Raw genomic sequence first — 12,810 nt, 5'->3', positions numbered from 1 at the left:
GCAGGAGGTGCGCGATGACTCGCACGCTGGAGTGGCAGGTCCGCGTCGGTCTGTCCGAGGAGGACGGTACGACCAGGGCCGAGGCGGTACTGGACACCGGCTCCGAAAAGCTCATCGGACATGGGGTCGCCCGCTGCAACCCGCAGGACGTGGACGTCCCCGTCATCGGCGACGAACTCGCGGCGAGCCGCGCCATGAAGGACGTTGCCGCGCAGTTGATGAAGGCCGCCGACCATGAACTGGAAACGGTCGGAGCCGGACCCGCGAGCGGGCCGGTCGCACCGCCGTACGCATGGTCCGACACCACGGCCTGAGCTCTGGGGAGGGCATATGACCCGCATCTCGATGACGGTGGACGGCACGAGGTACGAGGACGAGGTCGAGCCCCGGCTGCTGCTGGTCCACTACCTCCGAGACCACCTGGGGCTCACCGGCACGCCCGTCGGCTGCGACACCAGCAACTGCGGGGCGTGCACCGTCGAACTCGACGGCGACAGTGTCAAGAGCTGCTCCGTACTGGCCGTGCAGGCCGACGGCGGCGAAGTGACGACCGTCCAGGGGCTCGACTCCGATGGAGAATGGACACCGCTGCAGACCGCCTTCCACGAACAGCACGCGCTGCAGTGCGGCTACTGCACCCCCGGCATGATCATGGCGGCCAGGGACCTGCTCAAGGAGAACCCCGGCCCCACTGCGGAGGAGGTCCGTCACGGGCTCGAGGGCAATCTCTGCCGGTGCACCGGCTACCAGAACATCGTGCGCGCGGTCCTGGCAGCGGCCGCCGAGGAGCGCCGCCGCGCCCTCGCGCCCCAGCCCTCGGACACCGGCCGGCCGATGCCGAGGAGCGGCGCGGCCCCGATGGGCGCCGGGCAGGAGGCCCGGACATGACCGGCCTGATAACCACCGGGGAATCCCGCCCCGAGGTCGGCCGCTCCCGGATGCGCAAGGAGGACGCCCGCCTCGTCACCGGCCGTACCACCTGGACCGACAACATCACCGTGCCGCGCCTGCTGCACCTGGCGATCCTGCGCAGCCCCATGGCCCACGCGCACATCGACCGGGTCGATGTGTCGCCCGCGCTGGAACGTCCTGGGGTGGTTGCCGCCTTCACCGGCCGCGACCTGGCCGGTGAACTCGGCCCCATGCCCTGCGTATGGCCCGTGACGGAGGACATCGTCATGCCCGACCACCCGGCACTCGCCGTCGACGAGGTCAGGTACGTCGGTGACCCCGTCGCCCTGGTGATCGCCCGCGACCGGTATGCCGCCGCGGACGCTCTGGAGGCCGTGGAGGTCGACTACACACCCCTGCCGCCCGTCCTCGACCTGGAATCCGCACTGGCCGACGACGCCACGCTGGTCCATGCCGACAAGGGCACCAACCGCTGCTACACCTGGCCGCTCGCCACGGGCGACTACGCAGCGGAGAAGGCCCGCGCCGACGTCGTACTCCACCGCCGCTACACCCAGCAGCGCCTCATTCCCAATGCCATGGAACCCAGAGCCGTCGTCGCCGCGCCGCCCACGGCCTCCGACGAATACACCCTGTACTCCTCGACCCAGGTCCCGCACGTGGCCCGGGTCATCCTGTCCATGGTCACCGAGATCCCCGAACAGAAACTGCGGGTGATCGCCCCGGACGTCGGCGGCGGCTTCGGGTCCAAGCTCCAGGTGTACGGGGAGGAGGCCGTCGCCCTCACACTGGCCAGGAAGCTCGGCCGGCCCGTCAAATGGACCGAGTCCCGCTCCGAGGGGTACCAGGCCACCCATCACGGCCGCGGCCAGATCCAGGACATCGAGATCGCGGCAACCGGTGACGGGCGGATCCTCGGCCTGAGCGTCGGCCTGCTCGCCGACATGGGCGCGTACCTGATGCTGATCACCCCCGGCACTCCGCTGCTCGGCGCGTTCATGTACCCGGGGATCTACAAGATGAACGCATACACGTTCCACTGCACCGGCGTCTTCACCACCAGAACACCGACCGACGCCTACCGCGGCGCCGGCCGCCCCGAAGCGACGTTCGCGATCGAGCGGACCATGGACGAACTCGCGGCCGAACTGGACCTGGACCCCATCGAGTTGCGCCGCCGCAACTGGATCGGGCACGACGAGTTCCCGTACACCTCCGTCGCCGGACTCACCTACGACAGCGGCAACTACGAAGCGGCCACCGACCGCGCACTCGCCCTCTTCGGCTACGACGGCCTGCGCACCGAGCAGCGCGAGCGCAACGCACGGAACGACCCGGTACGGCTCGGCATCGGCATCTCCACCTTCACCGAGATGTGCGGCCTCGCGCCCAGCCGGGTCCTGCGTGATCTGCGGTACGCCGCCGGGGGCTGGGAGGCAGCCACCATCCGCATGCTGCCCACGGGAAAGGTCGAGGTCACCACCGGCACCAGCCCGCACGGGCAGGGCCACGCCACCTGCTGGAGCCAGATCGCCGCCGATGTGCTCGGCGTGCCCTTCGACGACATCGAAGTGGTGCACGGCGACACCAGGGCGGTACCGCAGGGCATGGACACCTACGGCTCCCGTTCGCTCGTGGTGGGCGGTCTGGCCGTCCACCATGCCGCGCTGAAGGTGGTGGCCAAGGCCCGCAGGGTCGCCGCACACCTGCTGGAGGCGAACGAGGCCGACCTGGAGTTCTCCGGCGGCACCTTCGCGGTGAAGGGATCGCCGGAGGCGACGAAAACCATCCAGGAAGTGGCCTTTGCGACGTTCTCCTCCCACGACCTGCCCGACGGACTGGAACCGACGATCAATGCCGAGCACCTGGTCGACCCCGACAACTTCTCGTTCCCGCACGGCACCCACCTGTGCGCGATCGAGGTCGACACCGAGACCGGCCGCGCCCGGATCCGCAGCTATGTCTGTGTCGACGACATCGGGAAGGTGATCAACCCGGTGATCGTTCAGGGCCAGATCCACGGCGGCCTGGCGCAGGGCATTGCCCAGGCGCTCTACGAGGAGGCGGTGTACGACTCCGAGGGCAACCTGGTCTCCGGAACGATGGCGGACTACCTGGTGCCCTCAGCACCGGACCTGCCGGACTTCGTCACGGACCGCACCGAGACCCCGGCGACATCGAACGCCCTCGGGGTCAAGGGAGTCGGCGAGGCCGGGACCATCGCGTCCACCCCCGCCGTCGTCAACGCGGTCGTGGACGCACTGCGGCCGCTCGGCGTGAAGGACGTGGCCATGCCGTGCACACCGCAGCGGATCTGGCAGGCGGTCACGGACGCACGGGCCGAGGAGGCGACGGCATGATCCCCGCCGCATTCGACTATGCACGGCCGCAGACCCTCGACGAGGCGGTACGAACGCTGCACGACGGCGGCGAGGACGCGAAGGTCCTGGCGGGCGGACAGAGCCTGATCCCCATCCTGCGGCTGCGCCTCGCCTTCCCCGAACTCCTCGTCGACCTCGGGCGGATCCCGGAGCTCCGCGGCGTCCGTGAGGACACCGACACCGGATCGCTCGTGATCGGAGCCATGACGACCCACCACGACGTCATCCACAACTCGTTGGTGCGCCGCCACGCCGGACTGCTGGCCGCCGCCACCGAGACCGTCGCCGACCCCGCCGTACGGCACCGAGGCACACTCGGCGGTTCGCTCTCCCACGCCGACCCGGCCGGCGACCTCCCGGCGGTGCTTCTCGCCCTCGACGGCGAGATGGTGGCCGCGGGGCTGCAGGGCCGACGTACCATCCCGGCACGCGACTTCTTCGTCGACTATCTGCAGACCGCCCTGACGGGGGACGAGGTGCTGGAGGAGATCCGGGTGCCGAGGACCGACGGCTGGGGTTTCCACTACGAGAAGTTCAGCCGGGTCGCCCAGGGCTGGGCGGTCGTCGGCATCGCGGCGCTCGTACGACGCGACGACGGCCACATCGCCGAGGCCCGCATCGGCCTGACCAACATGGGCACCACGCCACTGCGCGCGAGCGCCACCGAGCAGGCGCTCACCGGCGCGGAGGCCGGACCGGCCGCCGTGGCGCGGGCTGCCGAAGCCGCGGCTGAGGGAACTCACCCGGCTTCCGACCTGTCGGCCTCACCCGAGTACCGCGAACACCTCGTACGGGTGCTGACCCGGCGTGCGGTGCTGGCTGCGGCCGGGATGGAGTGACAGGTGACGAGCCCGGCGAACTGGGTGATCGGAGCCGACGGGCCGGGGGACGGGCCGGGCGAACTGCGCGCCCGCCTGGAGGAAACGGGCTACCTCGTCGACGAAGGGCTCGCCATCGCCTGCTTCCTGGCGCTCAGGCTGCACCGGCCGCTGTTCTGCGAGGGCGACGCGGGCGTGGGCAAGACCGCACTCGCCCCGGCCCTAGCGAAAGTCCTTCACGCCCCCCTGATCCGCCTCCAGTGCTACGAGGGCATCGACGCCTCCCAGGCCCTGTACGACTGGGACTTCCCGCGCCAGCTGCTTCACCTGCGGGCCGCCCAAGCCGACGGGGTCACCGAGCCGGACCGGCTGGAGAGCGAGTTGTACAGCAGACGCTTCCTGGTCGCACGCCCGCTGCTGCAGGCGGTGGAGACCCAGCCGTCGGTCCTGCTCGTCGACGAAGTCGACCGGTCGGACGACGAGTTCGAGGCATTTCTGCTGGAACTCCTCTCCGATTACACGGTCACGGTCCCGGAGCTGGGCACCCTGCGCGCCCAGTCGCCCCCCGTCGTCGTACTGACGTCCAACCGCACCCGGGAAGTCCACGACGCATTGAAACGGCGCTGCCTGTACCACTGGTTCGACCACCCGGACTTCGACCGCGAACTCGCGATCGTCCGCAGCCGCCAGCCGCAGGTGACCGCCCGTCTCGCCACACAAGCCACCGCCGTGGTGCAGAAGTTGCACACCCAGCATCTGCTCAAGCCGCCCGGAGTGGCCGAAACCATCGACTGGGCCGAGGCCCTCGACGCGCTGGGTGCCACCGAACTGGACGCGGAGCTGGCCTTCGCCACGCTCGGCTCGGTGCTGAAGTACAGGGAGGACTCGGAACGCGCCCGCTCCCTCGATCTGTCCGCGGTCCTCGCGGCGAGGGGAGCGTGAGCCGTGCCCACCGCACCCGCCATCGATGCGACCGCCGTCGCCGTCGGGCTCACCCGGGCGTTGCGCGCGGCCGGAGTCGCCACCGGCCCCGACCGTACACAGGCGTTCCTGGGCGCGCTCGGTCTGCTGCGCCCCGCATTCCGCTCCGACGTCTACTGGGCGGGCCGTCTCACCCTGTGCGGCAGCCGGGACGACCTGGAACGGTACGACCGCGTATTCGCCGCCTGCTTCGACCGGCGCCCGCGACCCCGCGATCCGATGCGCTCGGTGGGCGTACCGAAACCGCAGCCGCGCGTGGCGGCCGCCGCGTCCGGCGCGTCTGACGGCACCGACAAAACGGGCGACGACCGAACACCGTCCGCGGCGGCCCTGGCAAGCTCCGCCGAGGTCCTGCGCCACCGTGACATGGCCGAGCTGACCCCCGCCGAAAGAGCCCAACTACGGCGACTGCTCGCCGCGTTCGCGCTGAGCGGCGAGCCGCGCCGCACCCCCAGGCTGCGCCCGGCCCGACGCGGCGATGTCGACCCCCGACGCACCGTGCGCGAATTCCTGCGGCACGGTGGCGAACCCGCCCGGCTGCGCCACCGTACCCCCACCACCAAGCCGCGACGGGTCGTGCTGCTGCTGGACATCAGCGGCTCCATGGACCCGTACGCGGATGCCCTGCTGCGCTTCGCACACGCCGCAGCACACGGCGCGGCGGCTCGCACACCCACCGAAGTGTTCACGATCGGCACCCGGCTGACCCCGGTGACCCGCGAGATGGCCCACCGGGATCCGGACGCGGCACTGGCCGCGGTCGCCGACGCGGTCCCCGACCGCGGCGGCGGCACCCGGCTCGGCGAGATGCTGCGAAGCTTCCTCGACCGCTGGGGGCAGCGCTCCTGCGCACGGGGAGCGGTGGTGGTCGTCCTCTCCGACGGCTGGGAGCGGGGTGACCCCGCACTGCTCGCGGCCCAGATGCGCCGACTGCACCGGCTGGCGCACCGCGTGGTGTGGGTCAACCCCCGCAAGGCACGCCCGGGTTACGCACCGCTCGCGGCGGGCATGGCGGCGGCGCTGCCACACGTGGACGCCTTCGTCGAAGGGCACAGCCTGGCCGCCCTGGAGCGGCTGGCGGCAGTGGTGCGAGGGGCGGTGGCCGATGCGTGAGATCCTTCCGGCGCTCAGCCGCTGGTACACCGCCGGGGAACCGTTCGGGCTCGCCACCGTCGTCGCGGTCAGCCGCAGCGCACCGCGCGGCCCCGGCGCGGCGATGGCCGTGGGCCCGGACGACGAGGTCGTGGGCAGTGTCTCGGGCGGCTGCGTCGAGGGCGCCGTCTTCGAACTGGCCAAGGAGGTCGTGGAAACGGGCCGGGCCCAGCTCCAGACCTTCGGCTACAGCGACGAGGACGCCTTCGCCGTCGGCCTCACCTGCGGCGGCGAGATCACCCTCCTCGTGCGTCCCGTGACGGCGGTGTACGACACCTCCTTCGGCGAGGTCGCCGCATCGGTCGCCGGGCACCGCCCGGTGGTGGTCGCCACCGTGACCGACGGACCCGCCCCGCGCGGCGCCGCCCTCGCCGTCTGGCCGGACACCGTCTCCGGATCGCTGGGCGCGAGCGGCCTCGACGCCGCCGTCACCGCCGATGCGCGTGGGGAACTCGCCCAAGGCGCAACCGGCTTGCGGCACTACGGCCCCAACGGCGAACGGCGCGAGGACGACGTCACCGTGTTCCTCCAGTCGTTCGCTCCGCCGCCCCGGATGCTGGTCTTCGGCGCCATCGACTTCGCTGCCGCGGTGGCCCGGATCGGTGCGTTCCTCGGCTACCGAGTCACCGTCTGCGACGCCCGCCCCGCCTTCGCCGACCCCCGCCGCTTCCCGGACGGTGCGGAGGTGGTCGTCGACTGGCCGCACCGGTACCTCAACGACACGGAGATCGACGGGCGGACCGTGATGTGCGTACTCACCCACGACCCGAAGTTTGACGTTCCACTGCTGGAGGTGGCCCTGCGCACCCCGGCCGCGTATATCGGCGTGATGGGCAGCCGCCGGACCCACGAGGACCGCCTGGCCCGGCTGCGCGAGACCGGTCTCGGCGAAGCAGAACTGGCCCGGCTGCGCTCGCCCATCGGCCTCGACCTCGGCGCGCGTACCCCCGAGGAGGTGGCCGTCTCGATCGCGGCGGAGATCGTCGCACTGCGCTGGGGCGGCACCGGCAGCCCGCTCGCGGACACGGTCGGGGCGATCCACCCGCCGCGGCTGAATTCCGTATGACTTCGTGACCCTTGTGATTCGTGACCCTGTGATTCGTGTGAGGAGCAGACCATGCAGCTGCAGAACTCATTCACCGTGCCGGTCCCGGTCGACGAGGCCTGGCGGGCGCTCCTCGACATCGAACGCGTCTCGCACTGCATGCCGGGTGCGACCGTGGAGGAGTTCGACGGCGACACCATCAAGGGCTCCGTGAAGGTGCGGGTGGGACCGATCACCGTGACGTACCGGGGCACGGCGACCTTCCTGGAGAAGGACGAGTCGGCCCACCGCGTGGTCCTGTCCGCCCGGGGCAACGAAGTACGGGGCCAGGGCACGGCGAGCGCCACGGTGACCGGCACGCTGGCCGATCACGACGGAGGGACGACCGTTGCCGTGACCACCGACCTGACCGTCACCGGGCGGCCGGCCCAGTTCGGCCGCGGAGTCATGGCCGATGTGAGCGACAAACTCATCGGCCGGTTCGCCGACTGCCTGTCGCAAAAGCTGTCGGCAAGGGAAGAACCGTCCACGACAGCACCGGCCACTGCCGCTTCCGCGGCCGACGGTACGCAATCCGCCGCGTCCGACAGCACGCCGATGCGCGAGGCCGAGCCGATCGATCTGCTGCGCACAGCAGCCGGTCCGGTGACCAGACGCGCGGCGGGAGCCTTTGCCGTGGTCGCAATCGCGGTACTGGCCGTGGTCCTCGCCCGCCGCAGCCGTTGCCGCAGCCGTTGCCGTTGCCGCTGCCGCTGCCGCTGCCGCTGCCGCTGCCGCTGCCGCTGCGGCGGAGTGTGCCGGTCGTGTCACAGCGGGCGCCTGTCGGGAGAGCCGTAGCGTTGCGCACGGGAGAGGCCGAAGCCGCGATTCCGGGTCCAGCGGGAGCCATGTGCTGGAGCGCGACCGCCGATCTCGTTGCGGGCATCTGCATCGCCGCCGCCGGAGTGGCGTGCGTCGCGCAGGTGCGCCGGGTCCGTGACCTGTCGCTGGCGGCGCTGCCGCTGCTCCTCGGGGCCATCAGATCATCGAGTCCGTGATCTGGCGCTCGGGCGGCGGCACCGGTCCCGCCACCCTTGCCTGGGCCGTCATCGCCCTTCCGCTGCTGCCGTTGTGGGTTCCGCTGGGTGTGCTGTGCGCCGCGCCGCCGCACGCCCGATGCCCGTTGCTGGTGCCCCTCGCGGCCGGAATCGCGACCGTCGCGGCGCTCGCGTACTGCTGGCGACCCGTCCCGTGACCGCAGAGATCCGCGGGCACACCCTCGGCTACGCCTTCGACCTACACGGCTCCGGGCTGCTCGTCGGCGGGTACCTCCTGGCCACGGTGGGCTCACTGCTCCTGGCCGGGGACCGCCTGCTGCGATGGCTCGGTGTGCTGGTCGCGGTCGGGGCCGCCGTCTGTGCGGCCCTTTGGCGGCTGGAGTCCGTCTCGACCTGGTGCGCCTTCGCGGCGGTGTGCTCGGTGATCCTGCTCGGCTGGACCCGCCGACGCCCTGCGGAGCAGTTCGTCTAGACGGACCGGGGCAGGCCGATCGGGTTCGGGAACGGCAGCAGCCCAGCCGCCAGCACCTGCCGGGTCGGCAGCTCCAGAGCGGCGAGCAGCGCGTCCACCATGCTGTCGGTGAGGGGGCGCAGCAGCCGGGCGGCCAGCCGGTCGGTGGTGTCCTCGATCAGGTCCCGTTCCTCACGACCGCGCGGCGTGACAGCCGATTCCGCGTCGATCAGCCCGCGGGAGCGCAGCCGTTCCTCGGCAGCCGCCCACTCCATGTCGCTCCAGCCCCGGTCGAGCTGGATGCCCTCGCGCGGAACACGGTCGGTGGCGGCGGTGAGAACGAGCGCCTCGGGGGAGTCGAGACCATGGTCGGCAAGGGCGGCGGCGTGCGCGTCGCCCCGGATGAGGCCCACGGACCGGCAGATGCCCCGGCACTCCTCGTCGAAGTAGATCACTGGGTGGAGGGGCTCACAACTGCTGGTCCGGTTCCTCGTTTTGGCGAACATGGGCACGATTGAGTGAACGACGCGACCTTTCGTGGGCGCGCCTGGCGGATGTCCGTAATGTGTGACGCGATCTGGGACGCCGGGTGTGGCGTCAGCAGTCGGGGCCCCCGTATCACCGGAGTGATGGTTCGGGGCTTCCCCGTCGCCTCTGGCCACACCCACATGGCCAGGTCGCAGGAATTCCGCCCACCCGGGACGGACCGCATACGGGATATGCGTCGCCGCCCAGGACGCGAAAGCGGAGGACCAGTGCGCCCAAGACCGTTCGGGGCGTGCCAGTGCAACTTATGTTCACTGCCCAGGAACGGTTCGGTGCGCAGCCACAGCGTGCGGGGTCTCGACTCCATGGGAGCCAACCTAACGCCCATGTCGGCGGATATGCCGTACGACGACGGGCGGGCGGGGGCTTTCTTCGGCCTCTGCCCGTCCGTCGTTGCCGCACCGGGGGATCGGCGGCGGTGACTGCCTCAGATGGTCCCGCCGAAGTGCCGCTCCACGATTGCCGCGGCATCGGTGCCGCGCGGCAGGATGCCGTACTGATGGCCACGGGCCTCGCCGAGCCGGGCGGCGACGAACGCTTCGGCTGTCGCCGCGGGAGCGTGACGCAGCATCAGCGAGGACTGCAGAGCCAGCGCCATGCCCTCGACGGTCGCCCGCGCGCGGGTCTGCGCGGCCAGCGGGTCGCGCAGGTCCTCGGCCAACTCCTGGCGCACCCGACGGATGTGTGCGTCCAGTACGGAACTGGCACCGGCCGTGGTCTCCAGCTCGGCCCAGAAGGCGTCCAGCGACTGCGGGGTCCTGACGATGCCCCGCAGCACATCGAGGGCGATGACGTTTCCGGAGCCCTCCCACACCGCCATCACCGGCTGCTCGCGGTAGCGCCGGGCCAACGGCCAGTCCTCGGTGTAGCCGTTGCCGCCCAGACACTCCAGCGCTTCGTAGGCGTGGTGCGGGCCGCGCTTGCAGATCCAGTACTTGGACACCGCGGTGGCCAGCCGCCGGAACATCGCCTCGGACTCGCCGCTGTCGGCCTCGTAGGCATGGGCCAGGCGCAGTGAGGTCCAGGTCGCGGCCTCCGTCTCCAGCGCCAGATCGGCAAGGACCGCCGTCATGGCCGGCTGGTCGACCAGCCGGGCACCGAACGCGCTGCGGTGGTGCGCGTGCCAGATCGCCTCGGACACCGACTGGCGCATGCCGGCGGTGGTGCCGAGCACACAGTCGAGCCGGGTGTGGTTGACCATCTCGATGATGGTGGGGACGCCGCGGCCGGGCTCGCCGACCCGTACCGCCCAGGTGCCGTCGAACTCCACCTCGGAGGAGGCGTTCGACTTGTTGCCGAGCTTGTTCTTCAGCCGCTGGATACGAACGGTGTTACGGGTGCCGTCGGCCAGTACCCGCGGTACGAGGAAGCAGGTGAGCCCGGCCTCGGCCCGGGCCAGGACCAGGAAGGCGTCCGACCGCGGGGCCGAGAGGAACCACTTGTGGCCGGTGAGCAGATGGGCCCGGCCCTCGGGGTCGGAGGGCAGCGGGACGGCCCGCGTGGTGTTGGCGCGGACGTCGGAGCCGCCCTGCTTCTCCGTCATCCCCATGCCGAAGGTCAGCCCGGACTTGCTGCCTGGGGCGATCAGCCGCGGGTCGTAGGAACGGCTGAGCAGGCCGGGCAGCCAGTCCCGTCCCACGTCCGGATCGCGCTGCAGTACCGGGACCACGGCATGCGACATGGACATCGGGCAGGCGTGGCCGGGCTCGATCTGGGCGAACAGCATGAACGAAGCCGCCCGCGCCACCGCTGCTCCGGGTTTCGGGTCGGCCCAGCCCGCGGTGTGCGTGCCATGACTCACCGCCGCGCCGATGACCTCGTGGTACGCGGGGTGGAACTCGATCTCGTCGACGCGGTTGCCGTAACGGTCATGGGTGTGCAGGACGGGCGGGGAGGTGTGGGCGAGCTCCGCACTGATCTGGAACCGCGCGGAACCGACCAGGTTGCCGATGTCGTGCAGCTCCGGCTCGTGCCAGGCCGCGCCGAACGTCCGGACGGCCAGTGCGAGCGGCAGATTGGTGCCGTACTCGTCGAGGCCGGTCCGGGGCGGGGCCTGGTTGGTGACCGCATGGGTGGGGTGCGGCGCGGGGGCCTCGGGCCGAACGTCGGTCCGGTGCGGGGTGACGGTCATCGCGGGTTCCTGTCCTGGTCGATGGGCGGGGGAGTGGGTGCGGCGGTGTGCGGCTCGCGATCAGGTGCCGTCGGCTACGGCGGCTCTGAGGCACAGCGTGGCGATGCCCTCCACGACCGGTCCCGGGCCGGTCCGCTCGCCGACCGGAGACAACGGGCCGAGAAGTGCCTCGCCGACCGCCCCGATCACGGCGGCGGCCGACAGCTGTGCATTCGCCGCAGGCAGCCCACCCGCGGCGATGGCCGACTCGGTGAGGGCGCGTCAACGATGTTCTGAACCTCAATTCATATCTTCCTCTGTCACTCAATCACTGTTGTTCTCGCGGCGCAATGGCGCCGCAGTAGAACTGTCGTTCTTCTTTCCTTAAGTAAGGGAACGGGTGTTCAAGGCTGTGCGGACGGTGGTTGTTACGGATTTCCCGGACCGGTCGCGCAGGGGGTGCGTGGGTGTGCGCCGGGTGTGGGATGCCGCCACTGACTGCATCGGTTCGGTGTCGCGCGGATGGGTGCAGCAGGCAGGGGTTGGCAGGTACTCGGAGGGTCGGATGTGTGCCGGTTACAGACGCGTGTGACGGAAATGTCCGTACTTCGTAACGTGTATCGGTGCGTCTTTCGCGACTCGGGCAATCGGGCCACAGTGTGCGTTCTCGGCAACAGGCCGAGACCGAACAACGCTCGGACCGCACGGTCCGGGCCCGCATCTGAGGGGTCTTCATGTCCCGTTCCGCACGGCGGCTCACCGCTACCGTTCTCGCCTCCGGCGCACTGGTGGCCGCCGCCGCACTGCCGGCGATCGCAGACGAACACGACCACGGGATCGGTCGCGACCGCGGTCACGGCCACACCCAGACCGATCCACGTTCGTCCGTGGTCCTGGGCGCGATCCAGTACAACAGCCCCGGGTACGACAACGGCTCCAACTACAGCCTCAACGGTGAATGGGTCACCGTCACCAACACCGGCCGTCACTCGGTCAACCTCCGCGGCTGGACTCTGAGCGACGAGAGCCGCCGCACCTACCGGTTCGACCTGCGGCTGGCCGGCCGCTCATCGGTGCGTGTGCACACCGGAGTCGGCCGCGACACCAGCCGCGACGTCTACCAGGACCTTCGCAACCACGTATGGGACGCCAGCGACACGGCGACTCTGCGGGACGCGTACGGCCGCAGGATCGACTCGAAGTCCTGGGGCCGCGACCGTGACCGGGACCGCCACGACCGGGACCGCGATGGCCGGGACCGCCACGACCGGGACCGCGATGGCCGGGACCGCCACGACCGGGACCGCGATGGCCGGGACCGCCACGACCGGGACCGCGATGGCCGGGACCGCCACGACCGGGACCGCGATGGCCGGG

Annotated in this window: 11 protein-coding genes and 2 pseudogenes; 10 read left to right on the top strand and 3 right to left on the bottom strand. The window is 71.0% G+C overall.

Translation table 11 applies throughout. The features are described from left to right. Positions 1 to 14 precede the first annotated feature (14 nt). The 9 genes and pseudogenes from ACZ7IB_RS15305 to ACZ7IB_RS15265 all read left to right on the top strand — a co-directional run bounded on the left by ACZ7IB_RS15305 (position 15) and on the right by ACZ7IB_RS15265 (position 8,798). Positions 15 to 314 carry a DUF1876 domain-containing protein gene (locus ACZ7IB_RS15305; protein ID WP_114242894.1) on the top strand — a complete coding sequence of 100 codons (300 nt, stop codon included), beginning with the start codon at positions 15 to 17 and terminating at the stop codon, positions 312 to 314. 16 nt (positions 315 to 330) lie between these two features. Beyond that, positions 331 to 888 (top strand): (2Fe-2S)-binding protein, encoded by a 558-nt coding sequence (locus ACZ7IB_RS15300; RefSeq protein ID WP_470912945.1) that lies wholly within the window; start codon positions 331 to 333, stop codon positions 886 to 888. Next, on the top strand, positions 885 to 3,272 hold the full coding sequence (locus ACZ7IB_RS15295) for a xanthine dehydrogenase family protein molybdopterin-binding subunit (protein ID WP_470912944.1): 2,388 nt from the start codon (positions 885 to 887) through the stop codon (positions 3,270 to 3,272). The genes ACZ7IB_RS15300 and ACZ7IB_RS15295 overlap by 4 nt, the downstream gene beginning before the upstream one ends. Continuing rightward, complete coding sequence (locus ACZ7IB_RS15290) at positions 3,269 to 4,132, top strand: FAD binding domain-containing protein (protein WP_470912943.1); 864 nt, start codon at positions 3,269 to 3,271, stop codon at positions 4,130 to 4,132. Before ACZ7IB_RS15295 ends, ACZ7IB_RS15290 begins: the two co-directional genes overlap by 4 nt. A gap of 3 nt (positions 4,133 to 4,135) precedes the next feature. Continuing rightward, entirely contained in the window at positions 4,136 to 5,053 is a 918-nt protein-coding gene (locus ACZ7IB_RS15285) for an AAA family ATPase (protein WP_470912942.1), read from the top strand. A gap of 3 nt (positions 5,054 to 5,056) precedes the next feature. After that, a complete protein-coding gene (locus ACZ7IB_RS15280; protein WP_470912941.1) occupies positions 5,057 to 6,205 on the top strand; it encodes a vWA domain-containing protein in 1,149 nt (382 codons plus the stop codon). After that, positions 6,198 to 7,310 (top strand): XdhC family protein, encoded by a 1,113-nt coding sequence (locus ACZ7IB_RS15275; RefSeq protein ID WP_470912940.1) that lies wholly within the window; start codon positions 6,198 to 6,200, stop codon positions 7,308 to 7,310. The genes ACZ7IB_RS15280 and ACZ7IB_RS15275 overlap by 8 nt, the downstream gene beginning before the upstream one ends. 51 nt (positions 7,311 to 7,361) lie before the next feature. Continuing rightward, entirely contained in the window at positions 7,362 to 8,126 is a 765-nt protein-coding gene (locus tag ACZ7IB_RS15270; RefSeq protein WP_470912939.1) for an SRPBCC family protein, read from the top strand. Between the two features lie 50 nt (positions 8,127 to 8,176). Continuing rightward, a pseudogene (locus ACZ7IB_RS15265) lies at positions 8,177 to 8,798 on the top strand (DUF6629 family protein). On the opposite strand, the gene ACZ7IB_RS15260 reads toward ACZ7IB_RS15265, so the two are convergent. From ACZ7IB_RS15260 to ACZ7IB_RS15250, 3 genes are all read right to left on the bottom strand, one after another. Continuing rightward, positions 8,795 to 9,283, bottom strand: a complete 489-nt coding sequence (locus ACZ7IB_RS15260) for a helix-turn-helix domain-containing protein (RefSeq protein ID WP_470912938.1) — start codon at positions 9,281 to 9,283, stop codon at positions 8,795 to 8,797. The pseudogene ACZ7IB_RS15265 and the gene ACZ7IB_RS15260 overlap by 4 nt on opposite strands. Positions 9,284 to 9,750: 467 nt before the next feature. Next, positions 9,751 to 11,454, bottom strand: coding sequence for an acyl-CoA dehydrogenase family protein (locus ACZ7IB_RS15255; RefSeq protein ID WP_470912937.1), 1,704 nt, complete (start codon positions 11,452 to 11,454; stop codon positions 9,751 to 9,753). A 60-nt stretch (positions 11,455 to 11,514) separates the two neighbouring features. Further along, entirely contained in the window at positions 11,515 to 11,643 is a 129-nt protein-coding gene (locus ACZ7IB_RS15250; protein ID WP_470912936.1) for a hypothetical protein, read from the bottom strand. Between the two features lie 524 nt (positions 11,644 to 12,167). Here ACZ7IB_RS15250 and ACZ7IB_RS15245 point away from each other — a divergent pair. Beyond that, positions 12,168 to 12,647: pseudogene (locus tag ACZ7IB_RS15245) on the top strand (lamin tail domain-containing protein); the annotation flags it as partial. Positions 12,648 to 12,810 lie beyond the last annotated feature (163 nt).

It is taken from the genome of Streptomyces sp. NPDC037301, from assembly GCF_055602785.1.
This window is presented reverse-complemented; position numbering and strand designations above follow the sequence as displayed.